Genomic DNA, 16,309 nt, shown 5'->3' on the forward strand with positions numbered 1-16,309 from the left:
TCATCTTATCAGAGCTACAGGCGCCAGCTTCGGATAAAACAACACCTCCCCAGCTTTATTCAATCGTCCTTGTTTTGGGAATTTAGCTGTAGGCATTTTAATATATGACAGTTCGTTTAAACTCGAAAAGCAGTCATCTTCAGAACGACGAGCGCGCAAGAGTTCCAAGTCATTAACTGGCAGCTCTAGGGTTATTGTTGTACACCCTATGAAGTAATCGAGTTTAGCACTAATTTCATCTGGACTAAGGTGGGTAACACCAGCAATATGGTCATTAAGCTGCTTAATATAAGTAGATACTAACATAAGAGCTGTCTGACCACATTCCACTGCAGCTTTTTCATTAATTAACTCAACTAACTCAGGCTGTAGAGAGCGACTTTGATTCATCATGCCTTATACCCACTCAACATATCAAAAATCACCCGTGCAAATTGTTGTGTCTTTGTCGGATCCGAAAGCAACTGCATCATCTGTTCTTGATGGGCTTCACTGCTGCCCAATATTGCATCGTCAATCGCTTGCGGGAAGTCGCCTAACATGGCTTGTTCTCGGGTGTTATTGGCGATTTGACTCATTACTGCCTCATTCTCAGTCAGCTTGTCCCGAACGGTAAAGGCATAGTTAATCATGTCTTTGTCGGTCAAGTTATCGGTGATGAACACCTCATTAAGCCTGTTGAGGATATGAGAAAGAAACTCTTCCTTCTTGTCTTTTGCCTTGGCAGTACCGATATCGGTGCTTGGCTCAAGTTGGTAGTCAGGAGCATCTTCTTTTAGCTGTATATCTTGCTGACGAATCTTTGATAGGCGGTAATGGCTCATCACCACGTTATCCAAATCAAGCTCATCTTCTTCGATGACTTTCTCACGCAACAGCGGACGAAGGTGTCGGGCATACAGGCTCAGCTTTTCCAGCTCCTTGTCATCATAATCGACAAGCTGCGACATGAATTCATAGAAACGGGTGAAGCTGCCTAAGTCCTTCCTGAAGATCTCAAGACGGTCTTTCTCTTCTTTGCAGTCTTTGAAGCTGTTCTCGGCGTTGGCGATGAGTACGGCGTCACCTGTTTTCTTGGTGCGCTCGAACATGTCCTTGGCTTTGATGTAGGCTTCAATGGCTGAGGTGTAACGCTTCTGCCAGCGTTCTTTTGCCGGATGAACAATATTACTGATCGCCGCATTCGATTTGTTCTTGGTGAAAAACGCCACACAGAACTGTTCAACTTCCGACCACAAGAAAATCCCGCTGGTACGCAACTTCTCATAGAGATCGAACACCATGTTCGGGTCGGTTACGTCTGCCAGCTCGGCAGTTTGGTAGTAAGGCTGGAATGCACCCAGAATATCGTCAGGCTCGTTGTAGAAATCCAACACAAAGGTGCCTGTTTGCTCCTTGCTTGGATAGGTACGGTTTAGACGTGAAAGGGTCTGCACGCACTCCACACCGCCGAGTTTCTTATCCACGTACATGGCGCATAACTTGGGTTGGTCAAAGCCCGTTTGGAACTTGTTTGCCACTAACATTACTTGATAGTCATCACTGTCGAAGGCTTTGCGCATGTCCCGGCCTTTCAAGTCCGGGTTCATGTTCTTCTCGGTGAACTTCTGATCCATAAACGCGAAGCTGTCTGGGTCATTCGGGTTGAATTCTACTTCTCCCGAAAAGGCCACCATGGCGCGAATGGCGGCATAGCCACTCCTGTTTTCAGCCAAAGCATCCGCCACGTATTTATCAAACGCCAGCTTATAGCGTACCGCTTCTTTACGGGAACTGGTCACGACCATAGCTTTTGCCTGACCGCCGAGTAACCCCATGACGTTGTCTTTGAAGTGCTCGATGATCACTTTTACCTTTTGCGAAATATTGTGATCGTGCAAGCGCACCCATTGGTTGAGCTTCACCTTAGCTTTTTTGCTATCGACCTCCTTGTCTGCCGCTTCCACCTTTTGCGCGAGCTGATACATAACTTTATAGTTGGTGTAGTTCTTAAGCACATCCAAAATAAAGCCTTCCTCGATGGCTTGGCGCATCGAGTAAACGTGGTATGCCTCTGGCTTGTTTTGTTTCGATGGTGCCAGTTCAGGGTTAGGTAAACGCCCAAACAGCTCCATGGTCTTTGGCTTAGGGGTGGCGGTAAATGCATAGTAGTTAAGGTTGGCACTGCCACGGCGGGCGGCAATGGTGGCATCCAGAATATCTTCCGACGACAACTCAACATCATCATCGGTTTCTTCTGTCATCAACACTTCTTTCAGCTGTCGCGCTGTTGAGCCGCTTTGTGATGAGTGCGCTTCATCGGCAATCACGGCGTAGCTGCGTTCTTTCAGGGTTACGCTGTTCTCAATCGCACGCAACACAAACGGGAAGGTTTGAATGGTCACGATAATGATGGGCTGAGCGTTCTCTAGCGCCGCTGCCAGCTTCTCTGATTTCGAGCCATCACCTTCTTTGTTGTTGATGCGCCCAACCACGCCATCGGCATGTTCAAACTGGTAGATGGTATCTTGTAGCTGGTCATCCAACACGGTGCGGTCTGTTACCACAATCACCGAGTGAAACTGCTTATTGCCTTCGCCATCGTATAACGTTGAAAGTTGGTGCGCCGTCCATGCAATCGAGTTGGATTTGCCCGAGCCTGCGCTGTGTTGGATCAGGTACTTATTACCCGTACCCTCATCAATCGCTGCGTTTATCAGTTTGGAAACCACATCCCACTGGTGGTAACGCGGGAATATCAGCGCTTCTTTCTTGTATTTACGCCCTTCCCAATCTTCCTTTTCTTCAATTTGAAGGTGAACAAAGCGCCCAATGATGTTGAGCAAGTTGCTCGGCACTAACACTTCATTCCACAGGTAATCGGTCGCGTATTGATTTACCTGATTTTCATCAGTCAAATCGGGGGCATCATTGCCCGCGCCGCCTTCTTTGGTGCCTTTGTTGAACGGCAAGAAGAAAGTGTCATCACCTGCCAGCTTGGTCGCCATGTAGACTTCATACTGACTCACTGCGAAATGCACCAAGGCACCGCGTTTGAAGCTCAATAGTGGCTCAGGTTTCTTGGTGGCTGGGTCTTTTGGTAGGCGGGTACGTTTGTACTGCTTAATGGCGTTTTCTACCGCTTGTTTGAATTCCGATTTCAGCTCAAGAGTAGAAACAGGCACGCCATTGATGAACAGCACCAAGTCGATGCGCCAAGCTTTGGCTTTCTTGCCTGTTAAGGCTAAATGCTCTGCGGTGGCATAGGGGCTATACACCAACTCAGGCACTACACGGCAAATGTTTTGCTGATAACGCGCCAAGGTTTCAGGGTTGAGGTTATGTTCAGGTTTGAACTGACACAGTGAAAAACGGGCATTGCGGATTTTCAAGCCATGACGCAGCACACCCAAAGTGCCAAAACTACGAGACGCTTGATCGGTCGCGTTCACATCTGCTTTTTTAAGCTGGGCAACCAGCGCCTCTAAAAAGTGGCGCTCCGTTTCATTGGGGAAGACCTTACATAGCTTCTCCCATTCTTTCGGCTGCGTCTCTTTTACAAACGCCAGTACATCGGCTTCATACAAAGCAGATTCGCGGTTGTAGCTCTCACCCGTACCTTGCACCCAGCCATTAGCCACCATCTGGCTGATGATGTCGTCCTGAAATACCCGTTCTTGTGTAGTGTCTTTCATAACCATTCTTCTTATTCTACTTATCCCTTTCCCAAACTAATTGGTGTTGCAGGTAGGCGGCAAGTGATCAAAGCCTCTGAGCATAGATTTCCTATGTGATGAGGTTTGCGAGTGCCAGCCAACACCGCTGCAACGCCAAGTAGGCAGGGAAAGCCACTCTGCTTTCTTAAACTAGAGTGGCAATGTACTTAAGCGGTTTGTTCCATCGCTTGATTTTGAGATGTTGGTGCTTGCCAGTTGCGAACGTCAATCTTGCCTGTGACGGCTGCCGAAATGAGCGAAGTTCGGCGTTCTTTAAGTAGCTCCACTTGTTGCATAGCTTTCTGAGTTAACACGTCAAACTTCGCACAAACTGTGTCCAAATGTTTAACGATAATGTTCTGCTCACTCATTGGAGGTAGAGCAAACGGAGCTTCACAGATATTACTAAGACTTAATCCTTCCTTTAGCCCATACTGAACAACATCAAAATATGAGCGTCCTACTTTAGAAGAAAGGGAATAAGTCAGGAATCTTGGATTGACTAGTAATGGTTGGCATCTAATGAGGCTCAGGTGTTGATTGATGTATGTAGTTACGGATAATTCGTCAACGACGGCTACTCGTCCGGTGTTTGCTCCAGTGATACATACAACAACATCTCCTTGTGAAAGCTTTGTCCTAACTCCTTCAACACCAGATGGAGGTGAAACACGCTTAGCCTTTTCTAATTGCAGCCCCATCTGATTGTTAAGATCCCCACTCTGTAAGAAGATCTCTTGCCCATCATCAGTAATGTAATCTGACCACCCTCGTGGACCCGAGGTAATAAATGTAGAAACCTGCTTTACACGGATCGATTCCCAATGCTCTGGCACTTCCCCTAACCACTCCACGCCTGAATCTTTCATCGGTGCTTGCGAGTTCAAGCCCTTAGTCACCACATGGCTGTTCACTGCTTGGCGCTTTTCTTTCAGCAGCTTAATCAGTTGCTGCTGCTTTTCGATCAAGGTGTCGATTTTTGCGGTTTCGTGATCGAGGAAGTGAAGTATTTTCTCCTGCTCTTCCATTGGTGGAACCGGAATATATTGACCTTTGATATCATCCCAGCCGATTGCAGCTCGGTGTGCCAAGATACCATTACCAAACGTAGCTAAGTGCTTCTGAAAAGGAGTATTTTCAAAAACCCTTAAGGCAAATCTCTTATGTAGAGTATCGGTATTCGCTTGCAAGATTATATAAACAGGACTACACACTCCATCATAGTCAGACATGCCATAGGAACCAATCGAATAGTTCATACTATTGATAACAAGCTGACCTTTCCTGACCAATTTGCACTTACTCAGATCATCAGGTTTTTTATTACCAATATCACCCTTTTCTTCGTAGGGAATTACACCTACGTTTGCCATAACTGATAAATAGTTTTGCACCTTGCCATCGTGATTCTTCTCGACTATGTGATCCACAGCAGCTCTACAAGGGACAAGCGACCAATGAGCAGGTACCTTGCCGCACCAAGCGATTCCGGTACTCTGATATTCAGAGTATTCATGTTGCTTACCCATTACGAATGCACCTCTTGCAGTAGCTTCATAATGTCGGTACTGACGGCATCCAAATCAGCATCAATCGCTTCCAGCGCACGGGGTGGTTGGTAAACATAGAAATGGCGGTTGAATGGGATTTCATAGCCCACCACACCAATTTCATTGTCTTTGTCATCGCGCTTATCTGCGTTAATCCACGCATCGGCAACGTGTGGCTGAACTTCGCGCTTGAAGTAGCTTTCGATTAGGGTTGATGTGCTCACTGTTGGATCTAGTGGTACGTTCTCGTTGTCACGCAGGTCGCCATCTTGTTGGAACTCAACAACCTTCCCTTTATACTCTTTCAAAGAGCCGCTGTAGGCACATGCACCGTATAGCGGCTGTGCGTCTTCTTTTAGCACTTTTTTGATCACAGGTTCAGCGTCTTGGTTCTTCCACGTTATTGCATCGATAAATTGTTTCTTCTGCTTGGCATCGAACTTAATGCCAGTGGCTTTGAACGCGCCTTTTAGGGTCAGTTCAAACTGGTTGAAGTCATCAGACTGTTTCGCTTTACCGCCAAGGTTATCGCCGACGGTAGCTTGCAGAGTTTTCGCCGCATCCATCAGGGCTTTCTGGCTCAACCACAGTTTGCTGTCCAGCACATCTTTGATTTGCTTTTCTTTTAGCTCTGGGAAGTCTGCTTTGATCAGCGCACGCACTTCGGCTTCCACTTCAATCAGTGTGCCGTATGTATCGTCATTCCACTCAGTGCCAAACTGCTCAAAGACAGCCTGCATCACGGCGTTAAATGGTTTAAGTGCAAAACGCAGTGACTCTACTGCTTCATCAGTGATTTGTGCCGACAAACGCAGTGGGCGTTCGATGGTCAGGCGGCGGTAGCCAAACTCATGAGTATCAAAAATCTTAGCAGTCAGTGGTTTGCCGCTTTCGGTCAGGGTGTCTACTTCAACAAACTCACCAAAGTTCTTGGTAATAGCGCGAATTTCATCATCGGTCAGGAAGTGACGCTTAGAGCCAAGCGACTTACGCATTTTGCTACTGAGGTTGGCACCATTGATAAGCTGTACTTTTCCTTTACGCTCTGGGTCTTTCTTGTTGGTCAGTACCCAAACGTAGGTCGCAATGCCTGTGTTGTAGAACATGTCCGTTGGCAGCGCGACAATCGCTTCAAGCAGGTCAGCTTCTAAAATGTAGCGACGAATTTCACTTTCACCGCTACCTGCACCACCAGTAAACAGAGGCGAGCCGTTTAGGATAATGCCAATACGACCACCATCAGTAACGAGGTTATCGACGTTCTTCTTATCACGCATCTTGCTGATAAGGTGCATCAAGAACAGAAGCGAGCCATCAGAAACACGCGGCAAGCCTGCGCCAAAGCGTCCATCAAAGCCTTTTTGTTCGTGCTCGTCTTTGATTTCACCCTCAATCTTTTTCCAATCGACACCAAACGGCGGGTTAGACAGCATGTAGTCAAACTTGTCGGCTGGCAGTTGGTCATTCGACAGGGTGTTACCCAGTTTGATGCGGCTAACATCTTGCCCTTTGATCAGCATGTCGGCTTTACAGATGGCGTAGGATTCAGGGTTAAGCTCTTGACCAAAGGCACGCATCACGGCTTTCGGGTTTAGCTCGTGCACGTATTCCATGCCAGAAGACAGGAAGCCGCCTGTACCCGCTGTTGGGTCATAGATGGTGCGGATAATACCGTCTTTGGTTAGGGCTTCATCGTCTTCCATGAACACCAGCGAGGTGGTCAGGCGCACGATGTCACGCGGGGTAAAGTGTTCACCCGCCGTTTCGTTGGACGATTCTGCAAAGCGGCGAATTAGTTCTTCAAACACCAAACCCATGTCATGGTTTGAAATGGCTTTCGGGCTAAGATCAGTAGTGGCGAATTTCTTCACCACTTTGTAAAGCAGGTTGGCATCATCAAGCAGACCAACAAATTCATCGAACTTAAAGTGTTCAAAGATCTCACGGGCATCAGCAGAGAAAGACTGAATGTAACGCTCAAGGTTAGCCTTGATGTCGCTTTGCCCCATCTTGCCAAGGTTCATTGGCGAGGTATTGAAGAAGGTTAAACCTTTCGAGTTATCTGGCGTTTGCGTGGCACGAAATAGCATCTTCTCCTGCGCTTCTTCTGGCAGGTTCATCGCTTTGATTTTTTCAGCCTGAATAACCACGGCATCTTTGCTTTCTTCTAGTACACACTCAAGGCGACGAAGCAGAGTAAACGGCAGGATTACACGACCGTATTGGGATTGTTTAAAGTCACCACGAAGTAGGTCAGCCACTGACCAGATAAAGGCAGCGGTTTGGGAAAAGTTGTTAGTCATCTAAACTATCTCTGATAAGTTCTTCTGGAAGAAATTTGTATGTTTCAACATTTGGGTAAGGGCACACAAAACGTAATTTTCCTTCGACGGGGTCGCTGTAGAAATAGAACCCCATAATCTCGCTATGTTGCACTGTTTCCTCCATTATTAATAGAGGAAATAACTTTGTAACTGTAATGTTCTCTTCATGGGTTAGGTCGCTGTGAGCCAAATATAGTTGTCCAGATACCATTGGTTCTTTAGTTTTAATTCTTGCAGTTTTTGCAGGGTTTACCCCAAGGCCTTTTAGTACTTCCACTTCATAAGAAAATGAAGTGCCATCATATTTTGCTTGTATGGGCTTAATTAGTGTTGTCATTTCAAAAAACGATCTCAGCTCGCTCTGCATTTTTTCGTTTAAAGACTGTATTGTTTCTTTTGCATTCCGCACTAATTCTGCAGAAGGAAGACCTCTGTGGGCAATATCATTTCTAAGGTCTGTTGCACGAGATAGTAGTTTCGTAATCTCATCATGGCAAAGAGACCTAACTAACACGGTTGAATCAGTAACGTGAGGCTTGTACTCACTCAATCGGTTGTGGCTAAAAGCCATTGTTAAGCTCTTAAGTCCTTTTGATGAGCAAAGGATTTTTTTGGCTGGGCTTCGGTGCCCGAATACAATAGATACTAAATACAAACCCAAAAACTCATAGATCTTAATAAATGCTTCAGCTCTTTCTCGTTCATTAAATTTCGACTCTGCTAGCTCCCAAAGAATGGCTAAAGGTGTTGGTAACATGGCTGAAAATTCTTGTTGATATCGATTAGTGACACTTTGATAAGGAAGTATCTGCTCTTGAGCAGTCTGAAAGTCACTAAATACTGACTTTTTGAGCAATTCAATTCTAGTAAGCACAGCATCACACTCAAACCAAAAATTAATCAATGCGGATTGGCTGGAGATAGGAGGGACTGATATTCTTGCGTTTAGCCATGAGGACATTGATATGTTCCTCCACGAACTAGAAGACATAAAGTTACTGTCGAGCCAATCCTTGCCTTCTTCTTGCTGCAAAAATATGTTGTAGAAATCAGCAAGAAGAGTATTAGCAGGTAAATCAAAACGTACAGGATTTTGCACTTTTCTTTGATCATTTAAGCTAGAGAACTCGATGATTTTCCCAGTTGGCGTATCAAGAACAAATATCCCTTTCGAATCTATTGTTACGACCTCTTTGAGTCGAAACAGTGTTCCTTTGAGCAATTCATCTCGAGAATGGTTTCGTTGAAAAAAAGAACGAAAATTAATTGCGTACCCAACAATACCTATTTCTTTATCATGTTCATCACACTTATCTGCGTTAATCCATGCGTCTGGTACATACGGTTGCACTTCATTTATAAAGCAAGATTCAACCAGCGTCGTGACTGGTAGGCTCGGGTTAAGTGGTACGTTCTCGTTATCACGCAGATCGCCATCTTGTTGGAACTCAACTACTTTCCCCTGCCATTCCTTGACACTACCGCTGTAGGCAAATGCACCATAAAGCGGCTGTTCGTCCCCTTTTAGCTCTTTTTTAACAACAGGCTCGGAGTTTTGGTTCTTCCACGCAACCGCATCAACAAACAGCTTCTTCTGCTTAGCGTCGAACTTGATACTTGTGGTTTTAAATGCGCTTTTCAGGGTCATTTCAAATTGATTGAAGTCATCAGACTGTTTATGCTTTCCACCCGGCTTATCACCTAGCGCGATTTGTAATGCTTTGCCTGCATCCATTAGAGCTTTCTGGCTTAGCCAAAGTTTACTTTCCAGCACATCTTTGATTTGCTTTTCTTTCAGCTCAGGAAAGTCAGCTTTGAGCATGGCACGGGCTTCAGTTTCGACTGAAGCGAGAATGCCATATGTGTCTTGTGTCCATTCTGTGCCAAATTGCTCATAGAGCGCCATCATCACTGTATTTAGCGGCTTAGGTGCAAAACGCAGTGATTCAATCGCCTCGTCGGTAATTTGAGCTGACAGGCGTAATGGACGTTCGATGGTCAGACGGCGGTAGCCAAACTCATGGGTGTCGAAAATTTTGCTGCCGAGGGTTGTCGGTGTATCAGCTTTCGGGTTCGCGGCTTGGCGACCACGGCTCGACTTTTGCTCGACAGGTTTATCTAACGCACGCGCATCAACCACTTCAAAGTCACCAAAGGTACGTGTAATGGTTTTGATATGATCTTCACTCATCACATTGCGCTTTGAGCCTAGCGATTTACGCATTTTTACGCACAGGTTAGAGCCATCAATCAACTGCACTTGCCCTTTACGCTCAGCCGCTTTCTTATTGCTCAGCACCCACACATAGGTGGCAATACCTGTGTTGTAAAACATATCGGTCGGTAACGCGACAATGGCTTCAAGCAGATCAGCTTCAAGGATATAACGGCGAATTTCACTTTCACCACTACCCGCACCGCCTGTAAACAGTGGTGAACCATTAAGGATGATGCCAATACGACCGCCATCCGTGACTTTGCCATCAACTGCATGCGGCTCTTTTAATGAAACAGGGCGCATCTTGCTGAGCAAGTGCATCAGGAACAGCAACGAGCCATCAGACACTCGCGGTAAGCCTGCACCGAAACGACCATCAAAGCCCTTTAGGGTATGTTCATCTTTGATTTCGCCTTCGATTTTCTTCCAATCCACACCAAACGGCGGATTAGAAAGCATATAGTCGAATTTGTCGGCTGGCAGTTGATCGTTAGACAGAGTATTACCCAACTTGATACTGCTAACATCTTGCCCCTTGACCAGCATGTCGGCTTTACAGATGGCGTAAGACTCGGGGTTTAGCTCTTGACCAAACGCACGTATCTCGGCTGTCGGGTTTAGCTCGTGCACGTATTCAATACCAGAGGACAGGAAGCCGCCAGTACCCACGGTTGGGTCATAAATGGTTCGGATAACGCCATCTTTAGTCAGGGCCTCGTCATCTTCCGTAAACACCAGCGAGGTAGTCAGACGTACGATGTCACGCGGGGTAAAGTGTTCCCCTGCAGTTTCATTGGACGATTCGGCAAAGCGGCGAATCAATTCTTCAAACACCAAGCCCATTTCATGGTTTGAAATAGCTTTAGGGCTAAGGTCGGTGGTAGCGAATTTCTTCACTACTTTATAAAGTAGGTTGGCATCGTCAAGCAAACCAATAAATTCATCAAACTTAAAGTGTTCAAAGATTTCACGGACATCAGCAGAGAAAGACTGAATGTAACGCTCAAGGTTGGCCTTGATGTCCCTATGCTTCATCTTGCCAAGGTTCATTGACGAGGTATTGAAGAAGGTTAAGCCTTTCGTGTTATCTGGCGTTTGGGTAGCATGAAATAACATCTTCTCTTGTGCTTCTTCCGGCAGACTCATCATTTTGATTCTGTCTGCCTCAATGAGCACAGCTTGTTTGCTTTCTTCAAGCACACACTCAAGGCGACGAAGCAGAGTAAACGGCAGGATCACACGACCGTATTGGGATTGCTTGAAGTCACCGCGAAGCATATCTGCCACCGACCAAATAAAAGCTGCCGTTTTAGAGAAGTTGGTATTAGGCATTTTAAGCAACACATAAATAAGAATAAGTGAGAAAGATTGTACATCAAGTTCGAACTATAATCTGCGTGCTAGATACAGGGATGTTAAAAGGCTACGTCAAGCCTATTCCATAATAGGAAACAGCTTACTCTGTTACACAAAAGCCCCCGGTGGGGGCTTTTGTAAACAGTTTACGTAAAAAATTGGATTAAACTTTGTAATCGGGTGCAGCAGACACAATGCGCTTAGCAAGTAGCTCAAGAATATCATTTACTTGCTCATCTCGATGAGCTTTAATTTTTTTTAAATTATGAATACTGAGTGTTAACTGACCATCGTCATTAGCAATACTTTCTAATTTAAAGGCATCAGCAGCATGCGCTGTGACCTGTTTAATCCACGCCAGTTTTGGCGTTTTCTCTGCTAAATCAGACGTATTCAAGAATTTAGCTTGAAGACACTTCTCAATAACTTGGTCTTCAATGCTGACTGATTCAAACTTTTCAAGTTCAACTGCATGCCAAAATAATTCTGTAGGTGAAATATAGTTATCCATATGTTTATTAGAAACATAAAAACTATTTGTCATTATTACAAATCGATATGATTCAAATTTTTTATTTTGAAGGGTAGTTTAAGAAGGGAATCCCTTATTACCAGTAGACAACATAAGAACGAAGTGGGTTGTCCTATCTGGAACCAACTCTGAGCTTAACAAGTTTTACAGTGGTTATTTGCAAACATCACAAAAAGTTTTTAATCTTAATTTAAAACAAATTTATGCTAAAAAACTGGACAGTAACAACTCAAGCTGTGCGCCTCGCAAGCGATGGAGTCGCTATGCGTGAGCGCTACTTGCTTGCAGCAAATCATACAAACCACAAACACACTGAAAACCTCATATCCATATTTGGAAGCGCTGATACTTCCAATCGTATTGCGCTTGCAGGTGAAGAGTTTAGGCTTAACCAACAATTATATAACCGCCGTGGGGGGCGCCCCCTTTCGAGCTATGCAATGGAGTATTGCCTTACTCTGCCGAAGGGATACCGTCCAAGCACTAAACAATGGCAATCAATTGTCAAAGATTGCTGCTTAGCTCTCGCAAAACTTTGCAAGCTAAACAACACTGAATTTACTCAATATCGAAAGCAAATTCGTGCTGTTTTGCACCAACAAAAACAAGAGGAAAAAAGAGGCGCTGGCGATCATGTTCACTTAATCATAGGAAAGGTGGTTAAGAATCGTGTCTTGAAAGAGCTGCAACAAAAGAAAGCGACCAAGTTGATCAAACTGGCATTTAATCACTCTGTTTTAAAACACGTTGGTGTCGATTACCGCAGCTATGAACCCGCTGAATTAGAGAAAGGTCGTAGGCTTAATACTTGGCAATATCAGTACGAAAAGTCTAAAGAAACATTAGATATTGAAAAGCTAATTAGGCAATTTCAAGCCCAAACTGACAAATGGCTAAAAGCCAAAGAAGACAACAATGAGCGCCAAAAGCGTAGGCAAGAGAGTCGACTCATTAAAACCTATGAATCTTTAAAAACGTATCCCCTATCTAGGTTGCAAAACGAACAAATTAATAAAATAAAAAGAGAAATAAACTAATTATGCCATATTACAATGGACGCTGGCATCGCTATTCAGAAGCTGAAAGACGTGAATACGGTCGTCAACAAAAAGAGGTTTTGCGCAAATTCTGGCATCAGACTTGGATATCTAAAACTGGACTTAAACAAGAAAAAAACTGGACAGATAGCATGATCAAATCTCTTCTTGCAGGAAAAGAAGAAAAGACTGGTAAAATAACAGCTTATAAACGTTCCACCATTAATCGTATAGAAAAGACAAAGCGCTTTACTACACTAATGACAGAGCGTGTAGCTAGACAACAAAAGAGAACAAAGTAGGGAAATAAAAAGCCCGTATAACACGGGCTTCTAACTTAAGTTAGACCTAAACAGCTATGAGTATACTCATTTCTTTGAAACTAAGCCTGCATCCGCTGCCACAGCTTAGCGCGCTCACAGCTTTTACGCTCAACGTACTTTACCAGTTCATCAAAAGTGACAAGCCATGGTGACTTTTGTGAATCACTTAAACGAAAAGTCGGGAACGGTAAAGCAAAATTAGCAGCTTTACGCTTTGCTGTATTAGGCTCCATACCAAGCAAAGTTTTAGCAATTTCTTCAACACGAATAATTGCTTGATTATTGAATTGAGCAGCTAATAGCGAACGGGTGGTATGCGTTATTTTTGGTTTTAAAGTTCTCATCGATTTATTCTTATGTGGATACCGATGCGCTTAGTTTTACAGAGTCTAAATCGCAGCGCAACAGGCCAAAAACACCAGAAAAAGATGAAATAGTAAATTTTAAATTAAAGCCAAAATTAATATTTATGTAAAAATAATTGCGACTGAAATAAAACACGCACTTAATGACAACGAGTAATATTTTCCCTTACCTAAAATATTATTTAAATCAATTTTAACAACAAGTCACGTTTGTGACCTGAATCACATAAGACTCATTTCTTGCAAAGTAAAAGCATAAAAAATGCTACTGCAATATTTAGAAATGACTAGAAGCTTGATTATTTTCGGAACTCAAAACTTAGACCGTTTGAGTCTGTACAGTGAGAAATTATTGCAAATTTTTTGATTGGACATACAATGCAGATGAAGAGACAAAGGCTAACGTAAAGTTGCGGCTCGCTTCCCTTTTCTTCCTTTATTTTTTGCCAATACACATAAAATGCTGTTTTAAAAGACTTATAATCGAAAGTAAGTCCAATCAAGCATGGGCGCGATTGAGAAGGTACGATTGATCTGTCTAACTGACATAAACTAATTATCCAACTTAAATAAAGACACCCTGCACTATAGGCTTAGTGTCTATTTGAAAAATACCCTACCTCTGCCAAGGCCATTATAAATAGCTAGCAATATCTACATACAAGGAAGATAACAATTGGCGAAGTGCAATAATCGCGCATTATAGCACTACATCAGGCACGAGGAAAAAGCCCTGAAGTGAATGTTTAACCATTCATCATGCAACGCGACTATTTATGGGCATTTACGATATAAGATTCCAACGTTTGTTGCAGCCACAAGGGGGCGAGGACTTTACCGTCAAGTGAACGCCTCAACCATAGATACACAGTAGGATGCGAAAAGTCTTTCAATAACAGCTTATCTTGAGGGTAGTCAATCTTACTCGCTCGTAACCCCTTAATACTCGATAAAAAGTTCACGGCACTCTTCACGCCAACAATCATAAATGCATTTGAATTTAGTAAACTACTTGCCGCACTACCAAGATCCGGTGCCGTCGCGTAGACCTGCACCTGCTTACCTTTTGATTTAGCATAGACACCAATTGGTGACTTATTGGCAGGGAATGGCATCGTCACCAGCTTCACTATAGGGTAATCAATCATGTTATCAATCGTTGGTGAATCCCAAATAGGATGCTCTGCTCGGGCGATAAGGTAACCGCCTCGATGCTGGATAACTGATTTTGACAATAACTCCTTTCTTGTTGATGGCGTAAAGCAGATTGCGGCATCGATATCACCATCAACAAGCTGCTGCTCACTCCTGTCAGACCAAGCCGATGTAGAGATTGCTAAATTAGGATTAATTCTGCTTTTGTTTGCCTCATTGATGACTTGCTGAGCCAAGCCAATCTCTAGCTGAGGCACGGTACTAATTACGATAGGAGGCTCTGGAGCGGTAATACTATTAATGACATCGCTCTCTATCGAGTCAGTACAGGCCAACATTTCAGAAAATGAGTCGTACAGGGCATGCGTCAGTTCAGTCGCTACCAGTTTATTGTTTTTACGGATAAACAGAGGATCGTCAAATACGTCCCTCAATGCATTCAAAGCTCGGCTAACTTTAGGCTGTGATAAACCTAAAGTCACTGCCACATCCTTAGTACTATTTTTGAGGTACAGCTGGCATAAGATCTCAATCGTGCTTAGATTGATGCTAGTTAACTTCTTCATCGCTGCCTCCGTTTTCAGAGAGTGTATTTGCCACAATGTAATTATGGATCTCATCGGCAATCCAGCTTGGATAGGTTCGATTTTTACGCATCTGAGTCAGGTAAAAATGATACTGACCGCTTCTTTGATTAATCTGACTGCTTAGCTCATCATCAAGTTTTTGTGACGCAATATCTCCCCGCTGGCAAAGAAACGTTATCGCATCTTTGTGACTAATAAGTGCAACGGCATTGCTTTGCTCTAACTGCAACATAAGGTCGGCCAAGAAACTAACCTTAACCAGTAAGTTTAAATCGCGCCCCGTATCTAAGGCATAACACTCTATCGGATCGATAACATCATTAAGCTCATTCCCTGAAAAACTGATGTAGGGATAATTAAATATGTCATCAATACCAAGCGATTCATTGCGACTGAACAGAGGATGTTCACGTCTTGCAACCAAAGCATAAGAATCTGATTTAGCAATTAAGCTGGAACATAACTGCTCAGTATTATAGGCAGTGTAAGTCACGGCAATATCAACATGTTGCTGCTTAAGCTGCTCAGCAATATGGCTGTTACAAGGTTTGAGGTGAAAAAGGTAATTGTGCGCTTCTTCGCTAGCTCTTTGCTGGAGCTGACCAAGAAGGTTCAGAGATAACGTCGGTGGGCAGGCGATCACGATCTCTCGTAAACGCGCACTATCGACACCCAGCTCGATGCTCTCGCAGTGCTTAGCTAATTCGACAATCCGCTTCATTTTCGGATAGATCTCGTTAGCTAAATCGCTTCTTTCAAACCCCTGCTGTTTGCGAATAAATAGTGGAGCGTTTAGTGAGTGCCTTAAAGACTTGAGACTACGGCTGACTTTTGAACTCGGCACCTCAAGTGCTTGACTCACAGTTGTCGCGTTAAGTGACTCATACAATAAAACGAATACTTGAATATCAAACAGGCTATTAGCGCTTAAGTTGTTCATTCATCCTCAAATCAAACGATTAATCCAAACTCCTAAATCATAAGTAAATAATCTAAACCAATCCTAAAAAGTTGCATATATGGGAGATCGACTTTCGTGAGCCTAATATTAGCTAATGCGCAATTTTGTGACTCACGCAGAGTATTCAATAACGAAAAAAACACTTAACTTTTTAGATTTGCAAAATCTGAATTTCACATTTTCACATACCAAGCACTTACAGATAA

The 16,309-nt window shown here is 43.9% G+C and carries 10 protein-coding genes and 1 pseudogene; 2 read left to right on the forward strand and 9 right to left on the reverse strand.

Annotated elements, in window-relative coordinates:
• From JMA39_RS06645 to JMA39_RS06670, 6 genes and pseudogenes are all read right to left on the reverse strand, one after another.
• Positions 1-393 (reverse strand): hypothetical protein, encoded by a 393-nt coding sequence (locus JMA39_RS06645; protein ID WP_202721048.1) that lies wholly within the window; start codon positions 391-393, stop codon positions 1-3.
• The gene (locus JMA39_RS06650; RefSeq protein WP_202721049.1) at positions 390-3,674 is read right to left on the reverse strand and encodes a type I restriction endonuclease subunit R; all 3,285 of its coding nucleotides are present in this window, start codon (positions 3,672-3,674) and stop codon (positions 390-392) included. The genes JMA39_RS06645 and JMA39_RS06650 overlap by 4 nt, the downstream gene beginning before the upstream one ends.
• Positions 3,675-3,862: 188 nt before the next feature.
• Positions 3,863-5,224: a restriction endonuclease subunit S gene (locus JMA39_RS06655; RefSeq protein WP_202721050.1), complete on the reverse strand. Its 1,362-nt coding sequence runs from the start codon at positions 5,222-5,224 to the stop codon at positions 3,863-3,865.
• Positions 5,224-7,548, reverse strand: a complete 2,325-nt coding sequence (locus JMA39_RS06660) for a type I restriction-modification system subunit M (protein WP_202721051.1) — start codon at positions 7,546-7,548, stop codon at positions 5,224-5,226. The genes JMA39_RS06655 and JMA39_RS06660 overlap by 1 nt, the downstream gene beginning before the upstream one ends.
• Positions 7,549-9,523: 1,975 nt before the next feature.
• Positions 9,524-11,119, reverse strand: a pseudogene (locus JMA39_RS21160) (type I restriction-modification system subunit M); the annotation flags it as partial.
• A 187-nt stretch (positions 11,120-11,306) separates the two neighbouring features.
• A complete protein-coding gene (locus JMA39_RS06670; RefSeq protein WP_202721053.1) occupies positions 11,307-11,687 on the reverse strand; it encodes a hypothetical protein in 381 nt (126 codons plus the stop codon).
• Between the two features lie 251 nt (positions 11,688-11,938).
• Between JMA39_RS06670 and JMA39_RS06675 the strand changes: the two genes are divergently transcribed.
• Positions 11,939-12,712: a hypothetical protein gene (locus JMA39_RS06675; protein ID WP_237732684.1), complete on the forward strand. Its 774-nt coding sequence runs from the start codon at positions 11,939-11,941 to the stop codon at positions 12,710-12,712.
• A 2-nt stretch (positions 12,713-12,714) separates the two neighbouring features.
• Positions 12,715-13,014 (forward strand): hypothetical protein, encoded by a 300-nt coding sequence (locus JMA39_RS06680; protein ID WP_202721055.1) that lies wholly within the window; start codon positions 12,715-12,717, stop codon positions 13,012-13,014.
• 80 nt (positions 13,015-13,094) lie between these two features.
• Here the strand turns inward: JMA39_RS06680 and JMA39_RS06685 are convergent, their stop codons facing one another.
• The 3 genes from JMA39_RS06685 to JMA39_RS06695 form a co-directional block, all read right to left on the reverse strand.
• Positions 13,095-13,379: a pyocin activator PrtN family protein gene (locus JMA39_RS06685; protein ID WP_202721056.1), complete on the reverse strand. Its 285-nt coding sequence runs from the start codon at positions 13,377-13,379 to the stop codon at positions 13,095-13,097.
• Between the two features lie 791 nt (positions 13,380-14,170).
• Positions 14,171-15,121: a LysR family transcriptional regulator gene (locus JMA39_RS06690; RefSeq protein ID WP_202721057.1), complete on the reverse strand. Its 951-nt coding sequence runs from the start codon at positions 15,119-15,121 to the stop codon at positions 14,171-14,173.
• On the reverse strand, positions 15,105-16,082 hold the full coding sequence (locus JMA39_RS06695; RefSeq protein ID WP_202721058.1) for a LysR family transcriptional regulator: 978 nt from the start codon (positions 16,080-16,082) through the stop codon (positions 15,105-15,107). Before JMA39_RS06695 ends, JMA39_RS06690 begins: the two co-directional genes overlap by 17 nt.
• Positions 16,083-16,309 lie beyond the last annotated feature (227 nt).

Origin of the sequence: Shewanella schlegeliana, assembly GCF_016765635.1 — a bacterium.
Lineage (GTDB): Bacteria > Pseudomonadota > Gammaproteobacteria > Enterobacterales > Shewanellaceae > Shewanella > Shewanella schlegeliana.

Coding starts and splice junctions, on each gene's coding strand:
- JMA39_RS06685 (WP_202721056.1), bottom strand. CDS start 13,379: ATGAGAACTTTAAAACCAAAAATAACGCATACCACCCGTTCGCTATTA.
- JMA39_RS06660 (WP_202721051.1), bottom strand. CDS start 7,548: ATGACTAACAACTTTTCCCAAACCGCTGCCTTTATCTGGTCAGTGGCT.
- JMA39_RS06690 (WP_202721057.1), bottom strand. CDS start 15,121: ATGAAGAAGTTAACTAGCATCAATCTAAGCACGATTGAGATCTTATGC.
- JMA39_RS06650 (WP_202721049.1), bottom strand. CDS start 3,674: ATGAAAGACACTACACAAGAACGGGTATTTCAGGACGACATCATCAGC.
- JMA39_RS06670 (WP_202721053.1), bottom strand. CDS start 11,687: ATGACAAATAGTTTTTATGTTTCTAATAAACATATGGATAACTATATT.
- JMA39_RS06645 (WP_202721048.1), bottom strand. CDS start 393: ATGATGAATCAAAGTCGCTCTCTACAGCCTGAGTTAGTTGAGTTAATT.
- JMA39_RS06680 (WP_202721055.1), top strand. CDS start 12,715: ATGCCATATTACAATGGACGCTGGCATCGCTATTCAGAAGCTGAAAGA.
- JMA39_RS06695 (WP_202721058.1), bottom strand. CDS start 16,082: ATGAACAACTTAAGCGCTAATAGCCTGTTTGATATTCAAGTATTCGTT.
- JMA39_RS06655 (WP_202721050.1), bottom strand. CDS start 5,224: ATGGGTAAGCAACATGAATACTCTGAATATCAGAGTACCGGAATCGCT.
- JMA39_RS06675 (WP_237732684.1), top strand. CDS start 11,939: ATGCGTGAGCGCTACTTGCTTGCAGCAAATCATACAAACCACAAACAC.